We start from the raw sequence: 23,185 nt of genomic DNA on the forward strand, positions 1-23,185 counted from the left end.
CTGATGAGCAGTACCATCATTTTGACGGATAGCACGGCTGATATTCCACAAGAATTAGCAGACCGTCTAGGTATAGTTGTTGTACCCTTGACAGTGATGTTCGGCAGCACAGCTTACCTGGACGGCATTGAGATGTCAGCGTCACAGTTTTACAGCGAACTAGTACGGGCTGATGAGCTGCCTACGACGTCACAGCCTTCACCAGCCCGTTTTTTGGAGACATACACGACGCTGTTGGAGCAATACCCCGAGAGCCAGGTTATCTCTATCCATTTATCCTCGGGTGTGAGCGGAACGTATCAGTCTGCTCTGCTGGGCAGATCCATGCTGGAGAAGCATGAACATAGAGTGACTGTGGTGGATTCCAAATCAGCTTCATACGGATACGGCATGCTAGTGGTTTATGCGGCAGAGCTGGCGGCTGCCGGACACTCCCCGACTGATATTGTTCGGGCTGTGGAACGTCGTGGGGAGCGCCGTTGTTTATATTTCCTGGTGGATACCCTGGAATACTTACAAAAAGGCGGACGTATTGGCAAGGCAGCGGCAATGGTTGGTACGTTGCTTAACATTAAGCCGATTCTTTCGATTGACAAAGAAGGTATTATTTATTCGGTTGATAAGGCGAGAGGGCATAAAAAAGCGACAGCACGAATTATTGAACTACTGGAGCGGGATTTAAAAGGCCAAAAAATTAATATTGCTGTGGGTCATACGGCAGATCGCTCAGCGGCAGAAGCGTTCGTGGCTCAGCTGGCAGAGCATTTTGAGCTGGGGGATCGAATATATACTGAACTTGGCGCTGTGATTGGGACCCATGTAGGGCCAGGAACGATTGGCATTTTTGTATGGCCGGCCGGAGATGAGAGGTAATATGCTGCAATTGGATCAAATACCTTTAAAACAAATACATGGCGTGAGTGCTCTCAAAGAGGGAGAGCTTCACGCTTTTGGCATTTCTAACATACAGGACATGCTGGAATATTATCCGTTTCGGTATGAAGATTACCGACTGCGCTCGCTAAGCGAAGTGAAGGACGGAGATAAGATTACGGTACATGCCAAAATTATGGGCATTCCGGTGCTTCAGCGTTACGGGCGCAAATCAAGGTTGACTTGTAAATTGATGGCCGAGGATTGGATGTTTACCGCGACATGGTTTAATCGGCATTTCATGAAGGAGCAGCTAACCTCTGGTCGTGAAATTGTGGTGACTGGTAAATGGGACCTCAAACGTATGCAGATGACTGTTGCAGATTCTGAGTTTCCTGATAAAGGAGTAGCCCGCTCGGGGACGCTTCAACCGGTGTACTCTATAGGCGGCAAGATTACGCAAAGCTGGATGCGAAAAACGATGAATCAGACGCTCCAGCAGTTTGGCGAAATGATCCCCGAAATATTGCCTGAGTTGCTTGTACGCAAATATAGTATGATGCCGCGCAAGCAGGCTATCGCGGGTATACACCAGCCTCAGGACAACCGCGAGGGGCAAGAGGCTCGTCGACGGATGGTGTATGAGGAGCTATTTTTATTTCAACTGAAAATGCAGGCATTCCGGGCGCTAAGTCGTGGTCGAGCGGACGGGGTGGTACATACGGTGGATAACGCCACGATTCGTGAATTTGTAAGGGCTTTGCCTTTTGAATTAACGGATGCACAGAAGAAGGTAGAGCTTGAAATACTGCACGATCTACGCTCACCTTATTGTATGAACCGTTTGCTTCAGGGAGATGTTGGGTCAGGTAAAACAGTTGTTGCTGCCATCGGTTTATTTGCCACAGTACGTTCGGGTTTTCAGGGAGCGCTGATGGTGCCAACCGAAATATTGGCCGAGCAGCATATGAGGTCGCTTCACAAGCTGTTTGAGCCCTTTGGAATCAGTGTGGGCCTACTGACTGGGAGTACAACCGGGAAGAAGCGTAAGGAGCTGCTAGCTGCTCTCCAAATGGGTCTGCTGGACATTGTAGTAGGCACCCATGCTCTCATTCAGGAAGATGTATATTTTCGCCAGCTTGGGCTTGTTGTAACGGATGAGCAGCATAGATTCGGAGTGAACCAGCGTAGTGTACTGCGTCGCAAAGGCTATAATCCCGATGTGCTGACGATGACGGCCACACCGATCCCTCGTACGCTGGCCATCACTGCGTTTGGCGATATGGATGTTTCTACGTTGTCAGAGCGGCCGAAGGGGCGTATTCCAATTTCCACCTATTGGGTGAAGCACGAACTGATGGATCGGGTACTTGGTTTTATTTCCCGCGAGGTAGATCAGGGACGGCAGGCTTATCTGATTTGTCCGTTGATTGAAGAGTCGGAGAAGCTGGACGTACAGAATGCCATTGATTTGCATATTCAAATGCAACAGGCTTTTCCACATTACCGCGTTGGGCTATTACATGGACGAATGACTCCCGCAGAAAAGGAAGAAGTTATGCGTTCTTTCTATGCGAATGAGGTTCAGTTGCTCGTTTCAACGACGGTTGTGGAGGTGGGGGTAGACGTCCCCAATGCGACTCTAATGATCATTATGGATGCGGATCGTTTTGGGCTGTCCCAGTTACATCAATTACGTGGACGTGTCGGACGGGGAGCACATGCCTCGTATTGTGTACTGATCGCTGATCCTAAGTCGGAGGTTGGTCAGGAGCGGATGAAGGTTATGACCGATACGGACGATGGTTTTGAGGTGGCTAGACGCGATCTGGATTTGAGAGGGCCGGGTGACTTTTTTGGCACCAAGCAGAGTGGGCTACCCGAGTTTCGTTTAGCAGATATGGTAGCGGATTTTGAGGTGCTGGAAAAGGCGCGTGAGGATGCAACTGATCTGATCAAGGATGCGTCCTTTTGGACATCTCCGCAGTATGAAGCACTGCGCGGTTATTTGCAAAAAGAGCAGATTTTCCAAGGGGATCTCATCGACTAATCCACCATGAATCAGGAGGTTGTTCTAAACGTTTTAAACAGATAGGCACAATGGACAGGCTGACCGTCATATATTTGGGAATGACCGAATGATATGGGAGGTGTGGCAACATTGAGCTATCAGCAATATGGAATCAGTCCGCAACTGGTGGAGCGGATTAAGTTGAAAATGAAAAATCGTGCGCTCAAGGATCGGGTTAAGCAGCAGATCGAAGGTGTGACTAAAGCGGACCTGCAAAATAAAGCTAAGGTGCGTCATCTTGTGAAGACTACTTCTGCTATTTTAAACGAGCGTTTGACGGCTGCGCAGGAGGAGCAATTGACCGCCTTCGTATTGGCACAAAAAATTGATCCGTCCAATACATTCCATCTAATCAAGCTGTGGGGAATGTTCCGTTGATTGCTATTTGAAGAGGTGCTTCGAAGCGCTCTCCATGTTTTTTTGTGAAGCACAGATAAAAAAAGGATTGCCTGATATCAGGCGATCCTTTTTGGTTTGTTTTAGCTAGTTCATTCCCCGGGCAATAGCTAGTGTGAGCTTATCATGAGATTTTTTATTTGTAATGACCGCCAATTTTGATAGACCGTTCCATGGCCTGCCCGGCATCTGTTAACGACGACGCGCGCATGATGATGGACTGACCGTACCGATCCTTTAAAGTGTCCGTCACCTTTTCCAAAGCACGGGATCGCTCCTGATCCTCAAAAAAATCCAGTTGATACAGTTGATCATCCACCAATCCGCTTAAAGTAACTCCTGCGCGCTTCACAGGCATATGATTCCAAAAAGTATAAAAGATTTTTTTAACGGTTTCATATACCTTTTGGGTATGGTTTGTAGGATCGGGTATCTTCATTTGTCGGGAGAATCCGGTTGGTGCCTCGTAGGGACTGCATATACAATGAACAGTCACAACCGAGCCCATATATCCTTTGCGGCGGGCGTCCCGACACACCTCCTCTGTTAGTTCAAGCAGGATGGTTTCCACTTCCGCAGGCTGGAGATAGTCTCGAGGAAGAGTCATCATATGACCGATGGATTTGGGAGGTGTATTAAATGTTTCCGGCTTGACCGGGCTGTGATCGATCCCGTTAGCAGTTCGCCATATTACCTCTGCCTGAATATCGGACTGCTTACCGAAATGAGACCGGAATTTGTCCTGTAGCCGAGGTAAGGGAGTACGTGCGATATCTCCAATGGTGTGTAGTCCAAGCTTCTCCAAATGCCGTTCCATTCGCGAACCGATGCCGAACATAAGACGTACTGGCTGGGGCCATAGCAACGCTGCAATATCGGATGCAGGCAACAAGAAAATGCCACTGTCATTTTTTTTAGCCCATATATCTGTTGCGATTTTAGCCAGCATTTTGTTGGAGCCGATACCAATTCGAATCCATACTCCTGTTTGTGCCAGTACCTTTTGCTGAATTTCACTTGCAATACTCACCGGATCCCCGAACAGGGAGAGGCTTCCGCTCATATCCAGAAACTGTTCATCAATGCTGAAAACCTCAACCAAATCCGTATATTCATTATAAATTTCTGTTATTTTTAATGAGACATCGATATAATGCTGCATACGCGGACGTACAATGATAAGGTCAGGACATTTTTTAACCGCTTCTCCCAGACGTTCTGCTGTAGATATACCGTATTTTTTGGCCAGCGGACACGCAGCTAAAATAATGCCTGAACGAAGTGCAGGGTCACCGGCCACAACGAGTGGCTTATGTTGGTATTTGGGATCATCTGCTTTTTCGATGCTGGTATAAAAACTTTGGCAGTCCGATAAGAATATGGTTCTATTTCTGCGCTCCTTCAAAAATCCGACCTCCTCTCCTGAAATGTGTGGATTATTCTTCCAAAATATTCTTGAATGTATACTCTTATAGTAGTATTATATACAGAACAAGTGTTCTTAATACAAATGTATTTTTTGGAACGTTACAGTTTACGGAAAACCTAACATGGCGTATCATAATATCTTGAGCAAAAACAAGTGGAAATGAATGAATATTGAGGGGAGAAAACCATTTTTATGAACCCAAAACGTCGACCATCATCTCAAAAACGCAGTAGGTGGCGTATTTTTGGCAGAGTTTTGCTGATTAATATCAAGTGGTTCTCGTTTGCGGGTGTACTTGGAGTGCTATTTGCTGGAGGTCTTATATCCGGTTATGTAGCGGCACTGGTTCATGATGAACCTGTACGATCACGTCAGTTGATATATGAAAAGGTAAATGAGAACGCTCTGACCAGCTTTGTATTTTTTAATGATCAGGTAACTCCGGTTGGAAGAATGCGCATGGAGGAGGATCGACAGCTCGTTGATCTGAAGGATGTCCCTCAGTCTATTGTGGATGCCCTCATTTCAACGGAAGACAGCCAATTTTATGAGCATCGTGGTGTGGATTTAAAGGGAACAGCTCGTGCTGTTAAGCAGAAGCTTTTGAATGAAAACCGCCAAACAGGCGGCAGCACACTGACGCAGCAGGTAGCCCGAAGGGTTTTTCTCAGTCTGGATAAGACGGACAGCCGCAAGGTGAAGGAAATGCTGCTGGCACTGCGTATGGAGCGTTTTATGGGTAAGGATAAAATATTAACGGCTTACTTAAACAAAATGCCCTTTGGTAATGGTTCCGCTGGTTACAATTTATATGGAATCAAGTCTGCTTCGTTAGGGATTTTCAATGTAAGTGATCTACATAAGCTTCATATTGCTCAGGCGGCTTATTTGGCAGGTCTTCCCCAACTGCCATCTGTTTATTCCGCTTTTGATGGTAAAGGGAACTTTGATGAAGAAGGCTTCAATAAAGCGATGGAGCGCCAGCGTGTCGTGTTGGGAAGAATGCTGGCAACAGGTAAACTTACGCTATCCGAATATAACGAGGCGCTTCAATTTGATGTGAAAGCCACTCTTGCGCCACATCGCGAAAAAAGTTATAACACATTCCCTTATTTAATGCTGGAGACAGAGCGAGAAGCCGCCCAATTGTTAGCGCTCCAGCAAAATCCGGATATCACGGCATCCGAGATTTCCAAGCCTGAGCATGCCGAGCTTCTTCAAAATACGCGAGAAGAGTTGCAACGGTCCGGATATCGAATTTATACAACGATAAATAAGAAAATTTATAACAATATGCGGCAGATTGCAGCCAATCCACAAAACTTTTCTCCATACAGTAAGAAGAAGGGATTAGAGCAGATTGCAGCAATCATGATTGATCATAAAACAGGGGCTATACTCGGTATGATCGAGGGCAGGGATTTTAATACCGAGCAAATGAACTATGCAACTCAAATGACACGTCAGCCCGGTTCTGCCATGAAGCCTATTGCTGCTTATTTACCTGCTTTGGAAAAGGGCTACACTCAGCCAGCCGGTCTTATTGATGATTCACAAATCATATTGAAGGACGGGCGTAAAGGTTATCATATTCCTAAAAATTATAACAGACGGTACGAGGGGCTTATGACAGCCCGTGAAGCACTCAATCGGTCAATCAATATCCCTGCACTGAGGCTGTTCTTATATGAAGTTAAAATTCCAAACGCTTGGAATTTTGTGCGTTCTCTTGGAATTACGACGATTCAGCCGCAGGATGAACATGCTCAGACAGGGGTTCTGGGTGGACTAAGCAAAGGGGTATCCGTCGAGGAACTGACCGCAGCATATGGAACGATTCCCAATATGGGTGTATATAATGCACCTCATCTGATTAGCAAAATTACGGATGCCAACGGGAAGATCATATATGAATTTAAACCGCAGACGAAGCGTGTATATTCGCAGCAAACCGCATTTTTGATGACGGATATGCTTAAAACTGTTATATCAGATCCGAGGGGAACTGGTAAACGCCTGCAAAATGCTTTTAAAAGCTACGGTGCCATTGATATCGCCGGTAAAACCGGTACAACACAAAACTTTGGTGATGTGTGGTTTATGGGGTACACACCTGACGTTACACTAGGCGTCTGGGCTGGTTACCGCCAACAGGTTAATACATTATCTCAAGAAGGCCATTCCAGAGCACAGTCAGTGTGGGCACTGATCATGAATGAGGCGGTCAAGGACCAGCCTGAACTTTTTAAGAATAAGCACTTTATACGGCCGGAAGGTGTTGTAAGAGTTACGGTTTCTAGCCTTACAGGTAAGCTGCCAGGGCGTTATTCCCGTCAATCGGGTCAACTTGTGACTGACTGGTTTAATCAAAAGTATGTGCCTACTGAAGTTGGAAGAGAACGGCTTCCGCGTTCTGCTAGACCAGTGGTCCCGTCCAAACCAGATATCAAGGAAAAAGAAGTCCCAGAGGTTGAGGTACCTGCAATAGATCAAGAGAAAATTCCACCAGAGGAAACGGATTCTGCTGTTCCTGAAGCAGACACAGAGATAGAAATGCCTGATGAGAATAACGATGTGCCATCAACAGATACTTCGCAACCTTCTGTTGAAAACGAACAGGGGACTCCTTCTGAATCGGAAAGCCAGAGTGAGACTCCCAAAACCCAATCTGATGAAGTTATTTATCCAGAAATAATATCTGATCAACCCAAAAACTAAACGACAGGAACGGCTTAGTTTAAAATGCCGTTCCCGACAATGTCTACAGTGACCTGCGGATGAAAACGGACATTGGGATATTCTTTATTCCAATCTACACTTTTCCATACTGCTGGATGATGAGCGATCAACTGTCTGCCTACGCCAAAGGCATCACATCCATTTTCCTGAAGTGTACGGATAATTTGTTCCGCATCCTGGGTCATGATTTCGGAAAGTTGACGGTTTAGACGCCGTACGTTAGCTTTATCTTGAAGATGATTACGTGCATATTCAACAATATCGACAGGCAATTTCAGGTTAAGCTCCACATCAATTTGTCCATCGCGCTGAACTTTCACTTTAAGGCTACGTTTGACATTCTGAATGTTAGCCTGATACGTAATAAAGTTTTGCACATCACCGACAGATCCTGGATGTATCCTTTTTACAAAGCGAGCTGTATTTTTCCACTTTCCAGTCATCAGGACATATAAAACACCTTGCTCATTACTTAGGCTTCCTGTGAATTTTTGTCCGTGAAATAAGGCAATTCCACGTGCTGCAATATCTTCTCCTTCTTTGGAAAGATAGGGAAGCACAAAATCTTGACCCGGATCAAGCATTGGGGGGAGCAATGTCTCCAGTGTCATTTCCGGGAACATACACATTTCCTCAAGGCTTCTGATTTTTTTGGTTATAAATTCGCCAATTAAGAGGTTACCTATGCCTTTTTGATCTATTATTTCTCCAGCTAATCCATCTACAATAGCTACCTTGACATGGGAAGTCGGATGGTCAGGCTCACGATACAGCACATCCAGATAGGGATATAGATCTTTTCGGGCCAAGCTTGTACCATACAGAATAACTCCGTATTTGAAAAAGCGGATATCCCCGGTTACTTTAGCCCGGATTTTGTCTGTGCTTTGCCGAACGGAATGACCGGTGCCTGAGTGAATTTCATTGGTGCTTTTACCTTGATTGCTTTGAGAATCGTCTACAACTTCTAGCGTTTGCAGCAACATGCCTTCAGGAGTGAGATCATAAGCCGATGCATTTGCCATTCGGGCATCCTTCAAATTGTCCTGATCCCAGCAGCCTGTTATAAAAATGAGTAGAGTTAGCATTCCAAGCGCTCTGCTCTTTTTTTTCATGTTTCAGGTCCCTCCTTTTTTTTGAAGAGATACGATAGGATCAGCAGCAGAAAAGGGAACACAATTAGGAAAATATAAGCAGAGTTATTAGCTATGGAACCAATAAGCTCGAAATCTTCTCTTCGTTGAGGCAAATAGGCAATACAACATGAGGCGAGCACAACAAAGGGAACCGCCTTTTTGTGACTCTTTTGCTTGAATAGATAGCTTATTCCGTAAGACGCCGCATAATAATAACCACTTATAGCACCAAAGATCGAAATGAGCCAAATCGGTAGAAAAATAAAATCGACCCGATCCATCGTTCCCAGTGGAATGGATCTGAGCAAATAAATGACTGGCTCCGGCATTAATTCAAGCTGTTGGGGGCTGAATGCGGTTGTACAGGTAAATACAGTAAAACAATACAATAGTACCACGATCGCGTTAGCTGCCAAAATTGACTTGAGCTTGCCTATACTTTTGCCCTCAACCATGGGAAAGACGACAAGAATGAACTCAAAACCAAACATCGCTAGGAGCGTTTCTTTTGAACCGACAATAATACGGGGCCATCCCGCCTCAGTCAGAGGTAGCAGATAAAGCGGGTTGGACTGCTTTATACCATAGCTAATTAACAGCATCATGGGAAAAATCAGAAATGAAATTAAAACAAGCACTCGAGCAATTGTTCTTAAATTTTCGCGAACCAGATATATGCTACTGAACAAAAACAGTGCAAGTATAGCCCAACGGGGAGTATATTGCAGCATCCAGCGATTGATGACGTCGTATGCGTTCACAAGAACGGAGGTACCCATAAGCAGATAGTAAGCGATGTAAGCCACAGTCAATGCTTTTCCAATCCAGCAACCAGTAATTTGGGTTAATATTTGATAAATCGAAGAGGAGGGAAAACGTCTTAGCAGAAGCCAGCACATCAAAATAATGAGTTGAATCAAAAGGCCGCCAATAATGACAGATATCCAACCCCCTCCTTTAGCTGAAAGGTGCATCTGATAGGGAAGTGACAAAATGTCTACGCCAATCTCAAACTTGATGATGAGAAAAAAAGTTGACCCGATGCAATGGTACTTTCTTTATTCACGTCGTTTCCAGCTCCTAGAGTCGTTCTGCTGCTTCAATTTTTGGGCTTGGGAATCATATGGTCGCTGATGAAATGTCCAAATCGGAAAGCGGATAAAAACATCTTTCATATCACTGAGCCGGAATGGTGCAAGAGGAGCAAAGTAGGGCGTACCGAAGGTCTCCAGCTTGCAAAGGTGGATAGTAAGAAAAAGCAAACCGAAAGCAATGCCAATGTATCCAAACAAGGCTGCAGCAATCATCATCGGAAAACGAAGGATACGAACCGCTGAGCTCATTTCATGAGAAGGCACTAAAAAAGAAGAAATGGCTGTTAACGAGACGACGATGATCATCGTATACGACACGAGACCAGCCCGAACGATAGCATCTCCGATGACGAGACCACCAACGATTCCAATAGTTTGGCCAACCCGACTGGGTAGACGGACCCCGGCTTCTCGTAGCACCTCAAAGATCAATTCAAGCAGCATAGCCTCCACAATCGCTGGGAATGGAACATTTTCCAGTGATTTTTTAATGGTATGCGCCAACTCTAGTGGCAAAATAGCTGGATGAAAAGCAATTGTCGCAATGTAAATAGCAGGCAGCGTAAAAGCGATCAAAAAGCTCATCATTCGAATCGTTCTTAGAAATGAACTAATAATCCAACGGCCGTGATAATCATCTGGACTTTGGTAAAATGCAAAAAAAGAGACGGGAGCTATTAGAGCAGTAGGGCTACCTTCAGCCAAAATCGCTATCCGTCCCTCCATTAGATTGGCGGTCACACGATCCGGTCGTTCCGTGCTGAGCTGTTGAGGGAAGAGGGAAAAAGGGTTGTCCTTAATAAACTCTTGAATAAAATAAAACCGGGGGAGAGCACCATATCGGAGGAGATCGCTTTAATTCTCGTTTTCACTGCTTCCACTAGCTCAGGATTAGCCAAGTCTTGAACATAGACAATAGCGATTTTAGTCCGGGTTTTAGATCCCACATAAAAGTAGCGTACAACCAGCGACGGTGTGACAATTTGTTTGCGAATCAGATTCAGATTGATGGATAACTGCTCAATGAATCCATTGTGCGGTCCGCGAATAACCCCTTCGTTTTCTGGTTCGTCCGTACTGCGAGCATACGTCTTTTCGGAAGAAAGGATAAAAAATTCTTCCGCCCCATTTATCATAAAAATGCAATATCCCTGAATAAGCGAATCAGTAGCATTTTGAAGGTCGGTGTCTTTTTGACTGCTTAAGGTGGTGAACATTTGATGAGAGACTGCATCGATTTTCTCATATAAGGCACTCAGAATATGAGTTTGAATCATCTCCTGATCTACGAGCGAATCAATATAGAGCAGCATACCGTCTTTGCCGTCAACGGAAATTGCCTGTTTTTTTAAATCATCCGTATAAAAAAGGGCTTGCTCAATAAAGGAAACATTTCTGTTTAATTCAACGGAAGCTGCGTCATGTCCAGCCAAGAGAGCCCTCCTTTTTGGATGAGATAGGCATAATGTGTGCCATATGGATTGAATTTATCCATGATCTGGTGACTTATCCATTCTTGAATCACCTTCACTTTGCGTAATGCAATAGTTTTATACTAGAATTTAGGTTGGAAATGGGAAATGGGTTGGTTATTTTGCGAGGAATGAAATTTAATCGTGCAAGAACTAGAGACTAGATTACAAGGGGGCTTACTCTTGCGTCGGATCAATTCCTAGATAGTGTCCCAGTTTCCGCCGGACCTCGCTGCGGGCAAAGGATGAAAGCATGAAAAATCGTCTTTGATAGCCGCGGCATATATACAAAACCTCTACGCCTTCATGATTTCGGATTTCGCTGTATATTTTAACCCCTAGTGTTTTCATTCGCGCCTTTGTCTCTGCTAATTGAACAGCTACACGCTGTTGTACTCCAGTCAGGCTACGAACATACAAATCAGGCATTTTTAGAGGGGAGGTATGTATAATACGAATGTCTCGTTCCAGCACATCCAGCACAAGAGTTAGAAGTACACAGATCTTGATCAGCCCTGCGTCTTCTTCAGAAGGCAAAGGAGCTTTATTCTTGTGGTTCAGTGTCTTTTGGCTTGGCATAAAAATCTCCTTTACTCCGAGTAAGAATACAATATATAATCATTATATAGAACGTGTGTTCTATTTATACCTCATCATAGGGATTTTTCCATGGCTAAGGCAATCCTCAATTATTGGAAAAGTGGTAGAGAGCGATACCCATGTGCCATTGTGTAAAGAATTCTTGAGTTTATCGCCAATGACAGTCAAACAGAGTTTATGTTAAGCTAATGGATAAAAACTTACATAAAAGGGGAGATCGTTCTGACTGCGGTCAGCCTCTATTATTTAACTTAAGAAAGTGGAGAAAGAAGGTATACATATTGTCACGTTCGTTATATGCAGCTTTATTATTGTTGAGCCTCATTTGGGGCGGTTCGTTTATGTTTATCAAGGTGTTGTTGCTACATCAAGTAGGACCGTGGACTATTGTATTTCTTAGATCCAGCTTTGGACTTATTTTTATCGTCTTATTAATGCTACTTATGCGCAGGCCGTTTAAAATTAAAAGCATTCCGTGGAAATCGGTTACTCTGGTAGCTTTGGTCAACATGGTTTTGCCATGGACATTGATCGGTTTTAGCGAGACCAAAATAGCTAGCAGCATGGCTTCTGTATTGAATGCCACCACGCCAATATGGACCATGTTGGTGGGGCTTGTTTTTTTCGGGGCTATTTTTCATCGGATGCAGTGGTTAGGAATGGGGCTCGCTTTTGTAGGAATTATTATTTTATTGGGTATTAATCCTGCATCTATTATTTCTGTTGATCCTGTGGGTTTTGGGTGTATGCTGCTTGCGACTCTCTGCTATGGATTTGGAACACAGCTCTCCAAACGTTTTCTCTCCAATCTTTCCATGTATCAGGCTACCTTTGCGACACTGTTTGGTGCGGTGGTAGGGGGTGGCATTATGATGGCAATTGTGGAGAGACCTGATTTGTCGATTGTTTCTGATCCAGGTGTATTGGGTTCCCTTATAGGGCTGGGAGTTTTGGGATCAGGAGTAGCATATATTTTGTTCAATTACATGATTTTGCGGGGGAGCGCGGAATTTGCTTCTTCGGTGACGTATTTTGTGCCAGTAAGTGCCATCGTATGGGGCTTTTTGCTCCTGAATGAACATATCGGCTGGAACGTTCTGACCGGGCTGGTCCTTATACTTGGAGGGGTGTTTATGGCCAACCAGCGTAGAACCGCCAAATTAAGTGGATAATCATCTAAACAGAAATAAAATACGCTTTGGGCTATATTAAATGTACATTCGCCAAACCTTCGGTATAATACGTTAATTCGCACATACAATAAAGCATGCTCACACATAAAATAAAATATGGTGCAGCAAAAAAGCAAGCTGTTTAGCAGGTGACAAGGTGTGGTATAATAAATTATAGAATTATATGTACCACAGAAATGTCGGAGTTTTATTCCACAAAAGAAAGGATCAGGATACCATGTGTCCCCGAAGGATACTTCCCCAAAGGACGATTTGGAAACGATTTGATCTGTCTTATACTTAGCTTTTCCGCGGAGTAACGTCAAGTTGCGAAAGCCAACTCTGCGGAAGAGGGGATTGTACATGCGAAGGACCAAGTCCTCCAGGCACATCTTATCCGGTAGCTTCCGTAAGAGTGGGTTCATCCACATCAAACTTACGAGAAACCGAGGGAGCCTGTATGAGGAAAACTTACGAATCTATCGTGAACAATGGAGCATTGAGACAGATTGCTGTCATGTTGCTCGGAACATGCATTTTAGCTTTTACGTACTATCATATTAATGCTCAAAATCATTTGTCAGAAGGCGGATTTGCAGGCTTGGCCCTGCTGGGACATTACGCGTTTGGCATATCTCCAGCATGGAGTATGTTGCTGCTTGATATTCCCGTCATATTGCTAGCATGGGTACTGAAGGGCAGAAGATTTATGCTGCTTGCGTTAATCGGAGCCGTCGCTTTTTCACTGTTTTATGCAGGATTTGAGAAGTATTCGACTCTGGTTATAGATCTGCATGGAAATCTGCTGATAGCTGCTCTACTTTGTGGGGTGCTTACAGGTTTGGGAGCCGGAATCGTATTGCGATTCGGTGGAGCAACCGGGGGCGATGATATCTTATCTCTGCTGATCAGTGAGTGGCGCGGGTGGAAAATCGGCAACGTGTTTATTGTCAGTGACATCATCGTATTGGGATTATCACTGTTGTATCTGCCTATGAAGGAAACAATGTTTACAATACTGGCTGTGTGGCTTGCCGGAAAAATAATTACATGGACGACCACGTTCCAACTGCACCGACCTGTGAAAAAGGTACTGCCAGCGGCTATTCCCGCTAAAAAGGTAGTTACCAAAACAGTGCCGGTCGTCCACAGCCTTCGTCAATAAGGAAAGGGTGTTACGTCAGGAGAGAAATCTTCTTTCGTAACACCCTTTCGCTGTATTCAGCTTCTATCAGGAAGGCTTTAAAGTAGAATGGATGCGTCCATTCCGGTCATGAATAATTGCAGAAATCTGTTGGCGTTCTACAAAACTTTGAGCCTCATCAATCGCCTCATTTTTGTGTTTAAAGGTTGAAATGGGCTGGTTGTGTCCCTCTTCTTTGATTGCCCAGCGATCCTCGTACGGCACCACATGAATGGGTTCCTTCTCATCGGAAGAAGCGGAATGATGGTCGTGTACATTTTCGCTTGAATGCTGTTTTTCATGTTTTTTAGGTTTCTCATCTTGCTCGGCTGGATGATTATCGTTCCATTCCTCGGCTTGGGAAGTGGCAATCGCAATCGTGCGTCCTTCTTCATAGCCGTCACGGAGTAGAGCGTTAGCAATATCAACGGCTTTTTCTCGCACCCGAGGTTCCAGGTTTTTCATGGATGGAGGGTAATCATGTTTGTTCCAAGGCATAGTTGCACACTCCTTATAGCGGATGATGTATTATGTATTACCCGTTGTCGGCTTAAACAAACGGAAATCAAAGAAATGAATATATTGTAAAATGTATCTTGAAAAAAAGCGTATAATGGTGTGCAGAATACGAGGAAAAGGAGTGAAGCATTTGCTTGCCTGGGGTTTTGTTTTTTTGCTGACTATCATCATTCATACTACAGATAGCTTGTCCTATGCTCTCCGGCTTGGTGGTTTGCGAGCGCGTCGGATTGGATTGGCGTTAACCGTTGCGGGAATGCTGCTGTTGGTTTCACGCACCTCTAACATGGCGCAGGGGCCTTTACTCGGAGGGATGGTCGATCAGGCTAAAGCTGCAGCACAAGGGGGCGGTACGGATATTAGACTGGAGCTATATATGCATGGGGTACTGCTGGCAGCAACCGTTGGAACCATGCTTGCTATATTACTGTATCCAACAGTGGTACGCATGTCAGCCAGATGGATTGTGCATTTGGAGCATACCGGATCTATTCCGGCCTTGATGCGTCATTTATTGCTGCGAAGTCGCTGGAAGCATGCAGGCTACTACATAAAGCGCCCTACCTGGTCCATGCTAACCTCACTGATTGGCGGAGCGATACCCAAGCGTCTAATTATTCTGAATATAACCGTTACTGCCATTTATACAACTGGAGTAGTATCTGCTTTATATGCATCATTCCTCTGGCCTGCTCAAGGTACAGCCATGTCAATGTCGTCAGGTCTAATCAATGGCGTCGCAACGGTATTACTGACCTTGTTAATTGATCCAAGATTGGCGGTTCTGTCGGAGAAAACGCTACGAGGGGAGCTACCCTTAACTCGGATGAACAGCATGTACGGGTGGATGATCATCTCGCGTTTGGCAGGTACTTTATTAGCTCAGCTATTACTAGTACCGCTAGCCATTTGGCTTGGATGGGTAATGAGTTAAATTGCTAGCTTACGTAATGATGTGCGGCCATATCCCAAAAAGGCTGGCCCGTGATCATCTATTAAAGATGGATCGCGGGTCAGCCCCAATGATTCTATGGCTACTTACTTTTCAAATAATGACTTATATGCTCCGTATCCTTCACGCTCCAAATCTTCTTGAGGCACAAAGCGGAGCGCGGCAGAATTGATGCAATAACGCAAACCATCTGGACCTGGGCCATCATCGAATACATGCCCTAAATGGGAGTCAGCTTCACGACTTCGCACCTCGGTACGGATCATAAAATGGCTGAGATCGGTTTTTTCTTTGACATTGTAGCTGCGCAGCGGACGGGTAAAGCTGGGCCAACCGCAACCTGCATCATATTTGTCCAATGAACTGAACAAGGGCTCTCCTGATACGATATCCACGTAAATGCCTTCACCCTCATGATCCCAAAACTCATTTTGAAAAGGGCGCTCGGTCGCGTTTTTTTGTGTTACTTCGTATTGAATAGGCGTCAGCCGATCTTTAAGATCGGATTTATCAATCTTGCCGGACCAATTTTGCTCGATAAAATCTTCACGTCCCGAACCTTTGCGGTAGCGTTTGTAATGAGCGGGGTTCTTCTTATGATAGTCCTGATGATATTCTTCTGCTTCATAAAAAGTGGCCGCAGGCAGAATCGGTGTAGCAATCGGCTTGTCGAAGCGGCCACTTTGAGTCAAAGCTTCTTTAGAAGCTTCTGCCTTGATTCGCTGCTCTTCATTATGATAGAAAATAGCCGTTTGGTAGGATGAACCTCTATCGTGAAACTGTCCACCTTCATCCGTCGGATCAATCTGCTGCCAGAAGAGCTCCAACAGTTTTTCATACGGGAATACTTGTGGGTCAAATGTAATCTGTACGGCTTCCACATGTCCCGTTGTTTCAGAACACACCTCTTCATAGGTAGGATTTTCGGTATGTCCCCCTGTGTATCCAGATCTAACCTTCAAAATACCGGGTAATTCCTCAAAAGGGGAAACCATGCACCAGAAGCAGCCACCTGCAAAAGTTGCTTTTTCTACCGTGTGTGGATTGTTGGTGCTCATATTTGTCACTCCAATCTGAGAATGTTTAATTAGTTGTTATTTAAATAGCTTACAATTAAATTATATACGAGATTTTTGCAAAATCCAACGAAAGGTCAGAAACCAATCCGTAGTGTAATTGGCTCTGTCCTCAAAAATCGCAATGAAACTTCCTACAGAGACGGTGGCAAACTCATCGCATTATGTTCTGTTGGCGCGTTGAAGCCTTTTTCGGTAGAGTATAAAGGCGCCGCCCATCAGCGCAGTATATAGCACCAAAATGAGCAAACCGGTGATTGGGTGTTCTGCTAAGGTGCCGCCAGCATAAGCATACACCGCAATTGCGGGAAGCTTGCCAATAGCTGTACCTAGGATAAAGCTCCAGAACGGAAACCCTGCTACTCCAGCGTATACATTTACCGCTGCTTGGGGGATGACTGGAATCAGGCGAGCCAGCAGAACAGCAGCAAAAGGTTCCCTCTCCATGACTCGATTGAAGCGCTCCAATGCGGGAACCCGCTTCAAATAGGCACGTCCTTTGTCACGGAACAGGGTACGTACTGCAGTGAAAACGACCAACGCAGCCAATGTAGTGCCAAGCCAGCAGATCAGAGCACCTTGCCAGGGGCCTGCGGCATAAGCAATGGAGGCGATAATCAGCTTGTAAGGCACAAACGGAATTAGCGCGAATAAAAATGCGAGTAGTAGCAGAACTGGAAAGGAGGTCTGCTTGTCCGCCCAAGCGAGCCAATCATATCTGTAGATAAACGCGATGCAAAGCAGCGAAACATAAGCCGCGACGAGTAGCCATTTTTTCATCTACATACCTCTTTCAATATCCCTGTTCGGCTTATCGCTTATACAGAAAAAAATAGGGTTCACATTCCCAATAATGTGTGCTATACTGCCACTAACAGAATAGTTCCCAAAGGGGAGTAGCTCAACGAGTAAAGTCGTCATTACGGGATTTTTAATCCCCGGCTTTATTGGCAACGTAATGTTGTAAGCGAGACCTTTGCCAGGATTTTAGGAATCCGGGTAAATGGTCTTTTTTTGATGTCAAATTTTGGGTCAAGCGCCGTTTCCGGATTCCGTGAAATGGCGCTTTTTTAGTATAAAGCGTTGAACTATGTACAGTATAACAAATAAATAAAAAAAGGTGGGAGAAACGTATGGATTTTTTGTCAATTGAGTTTTTAACCGCATTAGTATCCATCATTATCATTGATCTGGTGCTAGCTGGTGACAATGCGATCGTAATCGGTTTGGCGGCTCGCAATGTTGATAAGGCCAATCAAAAGAAGGTCATTATTTGGGGGACAGTCGGAGCGGTCATCATTCGGGTGATTGCTACAGTGCTGGTCACATATTTATTGCAAATTTATGGATTGCGTTTGATTGGGGGACTCGCACTTATCTATATTGCCTATAAGCTGCTGGTCGAAGAGAAAAAACATGAAATTTCAGCTACGAATCAAATGTGGGCAGCGATCCGCACGATTATTATCGCGGATACAATGATGGGCCTCGACAATGTACTTGCTGTTGCGGGAGCAGCTCATGGAAACATGTTGCTCGTTATATTGGGTCTGGCAATCTCCGTTCCAATCATGGTGTGGGGAAGTACGATTATCTTGAAGCTGACTGAACGTTACCCAGTAGTTATTACGATTGGGGCTGCTGTACTGGCTTATACTGCCGCCAAAATGGTGGTGGCGGAACCGCTGATTGCACACTGGTTTATGAACGGGGTCGTTAAATACGGATTTGAGGTTCTGGTTGTGGTTCTGGTTGTAGCCATTGGGATGCGTGTTAAAAAAATTAAAAGTGAAAAAACAAGAAAGCAAGCGCAGCACGCCTAAACTAACTTACATTAAGCTGAAGTTGAACGTTCCTGCCATAGAGGCTGTTCCGTTAGGTCCAACTGGACCCGGAGCAGTCTCTTTTCTTTGCTTGTCAGCAGACTTCCATGTAAACTAGACAACAGATGAATGAGTGATTAGAGGTGGAAACGAAATGGACAAGCAAACGAAGACAAGAGTAGCTATTGCAGGACTGGGTGGTATCGCTCGAAAAGTATACTTACCGTTACTGGCAGCACACCAAGGTGTAGATATTGTAGGTGTCATGAACCGTTCACAGGAGCCGGTGAGTTCCATTATGGAGCAATATAGGTTACCAAGAGGAACGACAGATGTGAAGGAGCTGCTAGCATGGGAACCGGAAGCTGTATTTATACATGCCGCGACCGAAGCTCATTTTGATCTGGTTATGGCGTGTATTGAAAAAGGAATTGCCGTGTATGTCGATAAACCGTTGTCCTATGATGTTCGTCAGAATCTGGAAATGACCGCTTTTGCGGAAGCGCAGGCCGTGCTGCTGGCGGTGGGCTTTAATCGACGTTTTGCCCCGCATTATGTAGCTGCTAAAGCATGGTTGGAGGAAGTAGGTGGATTTAGTCAATGTGCGGCCATTAAACACCGTACTGGATATGATCGAAGACCGGCGGCACAGACGGTTTATGATGATTTAATTCACATGCTTGATTTGCTTTTGTGGCTGGGTGGCGATGATTATGAGCTACTGCATAGTAGTCTGAATACGACGAGTGAAGGATATATGGATGCTGCGTTCGGGACCGTACGTTTGGGGAATGCTACCGGAAGCTACAGTATGAGTAGACAGGCAGGAGCTGACATAGAGAAGCTGGAGCTTCACGGGGCAGGACGGTCTGTTGAAGTAACAAATATGGAACAGGCTGTTTTTATGCAAAAAAATCATTCACCACTAACGCAAGCTTTTGGAAGCTGGGATACGATTTTGGAAAGACGGGGATTCACCGGAGTCGTAAATCATTTTCTGGAGCATATTCATCGTCCAGAGGAGTGTGCTGTACGGGCTGGAAAAGTATTGGATAGCCATATGCTGGCTGACGAGCTGATCAGCCGTTTGAGTAATTAATATGGAACGTCCGAACGTGATCTTAACAGTCCAGACAGACATCAAGAATTAGGTTGAAGGAGAAATGAATGAATGGAAGAAGATAACCGTGGTAAACAGCTAGAAGAAGCCATCATTGAAAATTATAAGCAAGAAGAAGATATGATGATCCTTGTGTTTGCGCAATGGTGTATCAATCACGGGTTGGAGCCAGAGGAACTATATAGTGAAGCATATCCGCATCAGGATAGCAACGAGCGTCTGCTACGAGTACGCAAGTTGACTGTATCGCGTGAAGAAGCGGGTGATATTCCGCTGGATACGGTATTAGGGGTACTGTCCATGTTCGGAAATGAGGACTTGGCGATGGTCGTATCTGAGGCGGCTGCGAGCCTTCCGTCTGAACGGAAATAGGGCTAGCCAGAATAGAGAATATACTGTTATCATTTATGGCATCATGGACTCAACTATATTTACTTAAGACATTGTTGATGGGGAGGGTAAGCTTACGATGGAAGGTATACCTGTGCCAAGTACCTGTAAAGGCTGTGAAAGAGATATCTCGATATCGGAAGAGCAAATTACCAGAATTCTAACCAACATGAGACCCAAAATGGAATGTGTAAATGATGAAGTGTACGAAGCCAGACTGTTGGCCTGCTCACAATGTGAAGAGTTAATGTCCGGGCATACGTGTGGTATCAGCGGAAGCATTGTTCGTGTACGTGCTTTGGCGGCAGCTCAAAATTGTCCCAGTTATCATGGTTCACGCTGGATAGGAACAGCCTAAATGATACAATGCTCAGGCTCGGCTGAACCTGGATTACGGGTTAAAATAGTCATACCTTGGTCTGCCTTAATGGCAGGCTTTTTGGTTTGATTGGACTTATCTTAACGATTGACAAAAAGTAGACAATAAAATATATTAAACACGTGAAATGTTTTTGTTTAATTATTAATATTTATATTAATGTTTACTAAAAGTAATGATGCGTAAAAATTATGATCGAAAGAAAATCGGTGGTATGAGTGATATTTAGGCCAAAATGAAAGCGCAAACATTTGTGCGGGTGTTCCAACAATCTTAATATTTTTGGGGAGGGTTTGTTGTGAAGGGTTCTGTTGTTGTTAATACCGATTGGAAACAAGGCATTATTAATAAAAACATTTATGGACAATTTGCTGAGCATCTTGGACGTTGCATTTATGAAGGCATATGGGTTGGAGAGGACTCACCGATTCCGAACACAAACGGAATTCGTAATGATGTAGTGGAAGCCCTGAAAAAGCTGAACATTCCTGTGCTGCGCTGGCCGGGAGGCTGTTTTGCCGATGAATATCATTGGAAAGATGGTATCGGGCCAAAAGAAAACCGTAAGAGAATGGTAAATACGCATTGGGGCGGTGTGGTTGAAAATAATCATTTTGGCACACATGAGTTTTTTCAATTGTGCGAACTGTTAGATGCAGAGCCTTATATTTGTGGAAATGTCGGCAGTGGTACAGTTCAGGAAATGTCGGAGTGGGTAGAGTACATGACCTTCGATGGAGAGTCCCCTATGGCTGCATGGCGTCAGGAAAACGGTCGTGAGAAACCATGGAAGCTCAAATATTTTGGAGTGGGTAACGAAAACTGGGGTTGTGGCGGTAACATGCGTCCAGAATATTATGCCGACCTGTATCGCCGCTATCAGACATATGTCCGTAACTATGGCGAGAACCGCATTTATCGGATTGCAGGTGGGGCGAATGTGGATGATTATCGTTGGACAGAAGTGTTGATGCGTGAAGCTGGGCATCTTATGGACGGTTTGAGCCTGCATAACTATACGATCCCGGGAAACTGGGAAGGGAAACGGCAAGCAGTCGGTTTTGATGAAGCGGAATGGTTCAAGACGATGAAAAAATCATTGCATATGGATGAATTGATTACTCGTCATTCAGCCATTATGGACCAATATGATCCTGACAAAAGGGTCGGACTGATCGTCGATGAATGGGGAACCTGGTTCCTGACTGAACCGGGGACCAATCCAGGCTTCCTGTATCAGCAAAATACGATGCGCGATGCACTGGTAGCTGGGCTGCACCTACACATTTTCCATAATCACCATGACCGAATACAGATGACGAATATTGCTCAAATGGTTAATGTATTGCAAGCCATGGTTCTGACTGAAGGCCCTGCTATGCTGTTGACGCCGACATACCATGTATTTGAAATGTTTAAGGTGCATCAGGATGCGCAAGCACTGGCTGTTCATGTAAAGGTAGGCGATTATGAATATGACGGAGATTCCATCCCACAAGTTAGCGTGTCCGCCTCCAAGGCGCAGGACGACAATATTCATATTAGCTTTTGCAACGTCCATCCGGGCGAGTCGGCAAACTTGAATTTGGAGCTAAGAGGACTGGAAGAAATTAAAAAGATCAGCGGTGTTGTCCTTGCCAGCGACGATATGCAGGCACATAATACGTTTGATCAGCCAGAGCGTGTGAAAAAGGAAGCTTTCACATCCTATCAGCTGCAAGGTCAGCATTTGGATGTTACACTGCCACCAATGTCGGTAGTGATGCTGACAATTGCTCCGTAAAAAAAACGGTCGTGGTATGTAAGCAGTATTCACTATTATTGGTTATGAACAAAGAGAGCGTTCAGGTGAACGCTCTCTTTGTCCTACAATTGCTCACGGTGAATCACCCTGAATTCTTTGGGCGACATACCGAAGCGGGAACGAAATACACGGTGAAAATACGTGTAATTTGCAAATCCTGACGATTCGGCGGCTTGTTCCAGTGACATGGGACTGAAAATGATTCGTTCTCTCGCCATGTTAAGCCTGATGTCCAGCGTGTACTGCATAATGCTCGTGTCGAATGTTTCCTTAAACAGATGTACTGCTCGGGATACGCTGATACCGACGTGTGAAGACACGTCATCCAGTTTGAAGTTAGAGGATGCGTTTTCTTCAATATAATTTTTAATCTGATACGCAAGATAGTTATGATGAGTAGCGATAGGATGATCGGATAGCATACGGTCAAACTCCAAACATAAAATGCGTATGTAATAACTTGATATTTCCGGGTAAGGATTAGAAATACGTCGTTGCTCCATCACAAGCTGACGAAATAGGCCAAGCAGGGCTTCTGTGAGCTGAACCTTAATTCTGTTGGGTCGTTTATGATGGTTCCACCACTCATCTACCCAGGAACCACCGAAAAAAATGTGATAATCTCCACTTTCCACGACCTGCTCTCCCATGGGGTTCAACTCACTATGAATATCCAGTTCATAAGGCTCGGTAGGATTGAATAGCAGTAGGTCACCCGCCTCAATCCGTGTCATTTCCCCGTTAATGCGGGCCTGGCAGCGTCCATCTGTTTGCAAACGGAATAAATAATTTTTGATCCCATCAGGCTGGTTCGAATAAAAGGGCTTTCGATGGAAAGAATAGCCTGCGGTAAGAACCTGACAAGGCTCGACGATAGACATGATGATGACTCCTTTGGGCATATGGCTGTTTCAAATATTGACCAGATTGTTCATGTTTTAATCATATTATTCATTT

General features: G+C 44.8%; 22 protein-coding genes. 12 read left to right on the plus strand and 10 right to left on the minus strand.

Going from position 1 to position 23,185, the window contains the following annotated elements; genetic code table 11:
• Positions 1-3 precede the first annotated feature (3 nt).
• The 3 genes from WA407_RS06430 to WA407_RS06440 all read left to right on the plus strand — a co-directional run bounded on the left by WA407_RS06430 (position 4) and on the right by WA407_RS06440 (position 3,322).
• Positions 4-873, plus strand: coding sequence for a DegV family protein (locus tag WA407_RS06430; protein ID WP_336077006.1), 870 nt, complete (start codon positions 4-6; stop codon positions 871-873).
• Between the two features lies 1 nt (position 874).
• Entirely contained in the window at positions 875-2,923 is a 2,049-nt protein-coding gene (gene recG, locus WA407_RS06435) for an ATP-dependent DNA helicase RecG (protein ID WP_336077201.1), read from the plus strand.
• 111 nt (positions 2,924-3,034) lie between these two features.
• Positions 3,035-3,322 (plus strand): stage VI sporulation protein F, encoded by a 288-nt coding sequence (locus WA407_RS06440; protein ID WP_061829033.1) that lies wholly within the window; start codon positions 3,035-3,037, stop codon positions 3,320-3,322.
• Positions 3,323-3,476: 154 nt separating this feature from the next.
• Here WA407_RS06440 and WA407_RS06445 read toward each other — a convergent pair whose 3' ends face one another.
• Complete coding sequence (locus WA407_RS06445; RefSeq protein ID WP_336077007.1) at positions 3,477-4,745, minus strand: DNA polymerase IV; 1,269 nt, start codon at positions 4,743-4,745, stop codon at positions 3,477-3,479.
• Positions 4,746-4,961: 216 nt separating this feature from the next.
• Between WA407_RS06445 and WA407_RS06450 the strand changes: the two genes are divergently transcribed.
• Entirely contained in the window at positions 4,962-7,487 is a 2,526-nt protein-coding gene (locus tag WA407_RS06450) for a transglycosylase domain-containing protein (protein WP_336077008.1), read from the plus strand.
• Between the two features lie 14 nt (positions 7,488-7,501).
• Here the strand turns inward: WA407_RS06450 and WA407_RS06455 are convergent, their stop codons facing one another.
• The 5 genes from WA407_RS06455 to WA407_RS06475 all read right to left on the minus strand — a co-directional run bounded on the left by WA407_RS06455 (position 7,502) and on the right by WA407_RS06475 (position 11,789).
• Positions 7,502-8,623 carry a Ger(x)C family spore germination protein gene (locus WA407_RS06455; RefSeq protein WP_250268751.1) on the minus strand — a complete coding sequence of 374 codons (1,122 nt, stop codon included), beginning with the start codon at positions 8,621-8,623 and terminating at the stop codon, positions 7,502-7,504.
• Complete coding sequence (locus tag WA407_RS06460; protein ID WP_336077202.1) at positions 8,620-9,687, minus strand: GerAB/ArcD/ProY family transporter; 1,068 nt, start codon at positions 9,685-9,687, stop codon at positions 8,620-8,622. Before WA407_RS06460 ends, WA407_RS06455 begins: the two co-directional genes overlap by 4 nt.
• Positions 9,688-9,702: 15 nt before the next feature.
• Positions 9,703-10,479 carry a spore germination protein gene (locus WA407_RS06465; RefSeq protein ID WP_442952025.1) on the minus strand — a complete coding sequence of 259 codons (777 nt, stop codon included), beginning with the start codon at positions 10,477-10,479 and terminating at the stop codon, positions 9,703-9,705.
• Positions 10,476-11,171, minus strand: a complete 696-nt coding sequence (locus WA407_RS06470) for a spore germination protein (RefSeq protein ID WP_336077009.1) — start codon at positions 11,169-11,171, stop codon at positions 10,476-10,478. The genes WA407_RS06465 and WA407_RS06470 overlap by 4 nt, the downstream gene beginning before the upstream one ends.
• Positions 11,172-11,387: 216 nt before the next feature.
• Positions 11,388-11,789, minus strand: a complete 402-nt coding sequence (locus tag WA407_RS06475) for a hypothetical protein (protein ID WP_336077010.1) — start codon at positions 11,787-11,789, stop codon at positions 11,388-11,390.
• Between the two features lie 302 nt (positions 11,790-12,091).
• On the opposite strand from WA407_RS06475, the gene WA407_RS06480 reads away from it, so the two are divergent.
• The gene (locus WA407_RS06480; RefSeq protein WP_336077011.1) at positions 12,092-12,982 is read left to right on the plus strand and encodes a DMT family transporter; all 891 of its coding nucleotides are present in this window, start codon (positions 12,092-12,094) and stop codon (positions 12,980-12,982) included.
• Between the two features lie 460 nt (positions 12,983-13,442).
• Complete coding sequence (locus WA407_RS06485) at positions 13,443-14,147, plus strand: YitT family protein (protein ID WP_235309516.1); 705 nt, start codon at positions 13,443-13,445, stop codon at positions 14,145-14,147.
• A 66-nt stretch (positions 14,148-14,213) separates the two neighbouring features.
• Here the strand turns inward: WA407_RS06485 and WA407_RS06490 are convergent, their stop codons facing one another.
• On the minus strand, positions 14,214-14,663 hold the full coding sequence (locus WA407_RS06490) for a DUF2188 domain-containing protein (RefSeq protein WP_336077012.1): 450 nt from the start codon (positions 14,661-14,663) through the stop codon (positions 14,214-14,216).
• A gap of 151 nt (positions 14,664-14,814) precedes the next feature.
• Here WA407_RS06490 and WA407_RS06495 point away from each other — a divergent pair, with 151 nt between their 5' ends.
• Positions 14,815-15,618 (plus strand): lipid II flippase Amj family protein, encoded by an 804-nt coding sequence (locus tag WA407_RS06495; protein ID WP_268820095.1) that lies wholly within the window; start codon positions 14,815-14,817, stop codon positions 15,616-15,618.
• A 104-nt stretch (positions 15,619-15,722) separates the two neighbouring features.
• On the opposite strand, the gene msrA is transcribed toward WA407_RS06495, so the two are convergent.
• Positions 15,723-16,694 carry a peptide-methionine (S)-S-oxide reductase MsrA gene (gene msrA / locus WA407_RS06500; protein WP_235309519.1) on the minus strand — a complete coding sequence of 324 codons (972 nt, stop codon included), beginning with the start codon at positions 16,692-16,694 and terminating at the stop codon, positions 15,723-15,725.
• A 180-nt stretch (positions 16,695-16,874) separates the two neighbouring features.
• A complete protein-coding gene (locus WA407_RS06505; RefSeq protein ID WP_336077013.1) occupies positions 16,875-17,492 on the minus strand; it encodes a TVP38/TMEM64 family protein in 618 nt (205 codons plus the stop codon).
• A 353-nt stretch (positions 17,493-17,845) separates the two neighbouring features.
• Between WA407_RS06505 and WA407_RS06510 the strand changes: the two genes are divergently transcribed.
• From WA407_RS06510 to WA407_RS06530, 5 genes are all read left to right on the plus strand, one after another.
• Positions 17,846-18,535: a TerC family protein gene (locus tag WA407_RS06510; RefSeq protein WP_025722249.1), complete on the plus strand. Its 690-nt coding sequence runs from the start codon at positions 17,846-17,848 to the stop codon at positions 18,533-18,535.
• A gap of 154 nt (positions 18,536-18,689) precedes the next feature.
• Entirely contained in the window at positions 18,690-19,634 is a 945-nt protein-coding gene (locus WA407_RS06515; protein ID WP_235309521.1) for a Gfo/Idh/MocA family protein, read from the plus strand.
• Positions 19,635-19,706: 72 nt separating this feature from the next.
• A complete protein-coding gene (locus WA407_RS06520; protein WP_061829046.1) occupies positions 19,707-20,027 on the plus strand; it encodes a hypothetical protein in 321 nt (106 codons plus the stop codon).
• A 97-nt stretch (positions 20,028-20,124) separates the two neighbouring features.
• Entirely contained in the window at positions 20,125-20,403 is a 279-nt protein-coding gene (locus tag WA407_RS06525; protein WP_254349974.1) for a hypothetical protein, read from the plus strand.
• A 319-nt stretch (positions 20,404-20,722) separates the two neighbouring features.
• Positions 20,723-22,207, plus strand: a complete 1,485-nt coding sequence (locus WA407_RS06530; protein WP_336077015.1) for an alpha-N-arabinofuranosidase — start codon at positions 20,723-20,725, stop codon at positions 22,205-22,207.
• A gap of 83 nt (positions 22,208-22,290) precedes the next feature.
• Here the strand turns inward: WA407_RS06530 and WA407_RS06535 are convergent, their stop codons facing one another.
• Positions 22,291-23,109: an AraC family transcriptional regulator gene (locus WA407_RS06535; protein WP_061829048.1), complete on the minus strand. Its 819-nt coding sequence runs from the start codon at positions 23,107-23,109 to the stop codon at positions 22,291-22,293.
• Between the last annotated feature and the right edge of the window lie 76 nt (positions 23,110-23,185).

It is taken from the genome of Paenibacillus sp. 203, from assembly GCF_037027525.1.
Classification (GTDB): Bacteria; Bacillota; Bacilli; order Paenibacillales; family Paenibacillaceae; genus Paenibacillus; species Paenibacillus polymyxa_B.

Coding starts and splice junctions, on each gene's coding strand:
- WA407_RS06430 (WP_336077006.1), top strand. CDS start 4: ATGAGCAGTACCATCATTTTGACGGATAGCACGGCTGATATTCCACAA.
- recG (WP_336077201.1), top strand. CDS start 875: ATGCTGCAATTGGATCAAATACCTTTAAAACAAATACATGGCGTGAGT.
- WA407_RS06450 (WP_336077008.1), top strand. CDS start 4,962: ATGAACCCAAAACGTCGACCATCATCTCAAAAACGCAGTAGGTGGCGT.
- WA407_RS06455 (WP_250268751.1), bottom strand. CDS start 8,623: ATGAAAAAAAAGAGCAGAGCGCTTGGAATGCTAACTCTACTCATTTTT.
- WA407_RS06475 (WP_336077010.1), bottom strand. CDS start 11,789: ATGCCAAGCCAAAAGACACTGAACCACAAGAATAAAGCTCCTTTGCCT.
- WA407_RS06485 (WP_235309516.1), top strand. CDS start 13,443: ATGAGGAAAACTTACGAATCTATCGTGAACAATGGAGCATTGAGACAG.
- WA407_RS06490 (WP_336077012.1), bottom strand. CDS start 14,663: ATGCCTTGGAACAAACATGATTACCCTCCATCCATGAAAAACCTGGAA.
- msrA (WP_235309519.1), bottom strand. CDS start 16,694: ATGAGCACCAACAATCCACACACGGTAGAAAAAGCAACTTTTGCAGGT.
- WA407_RS06505 (WP_336077013.1), bottom strand. CDS start 17,492: ATGAAAAAATGGCTACTCGTCGCGGCTTATGTTTCGCTGCTTTGCATC.
- WA407_RS06510 (WP_025722249.1), top strand. CDS start 17,846: ATGGATTTTTTGTCAATTGAGTTTTTAACCGCATTAGTATCCATCATT.
- WA407_RS06515 (WP_235309521.1), top strand. CDS start 18,690: ATGGACAAGCAAACGAAGACAAGAGTAGCTATTGCAGGACTGGGTGGT.
- WA407_RS06520 (WP_061829046.1), top strand. CDS start 19,707: ATGGAAGAAGATAACCGTGGTAAACAGCTAGAAGAAGCCATCATTGAA.
- WA407_RS06525 (WP_254349974.1), top strand. CDS start 20,125: ATGGAAGGTATACCTGTGCCAAGTACCTGTAAAGGCTGTGAAAGAGAT.
- WA407_RS06535 (WP_061829048.1), bottom strand. CDS start 23,109: ATGTCTATCGTCGAGCCTTGTCAGGTTCTTACCGCAGGCTATTCTTTC.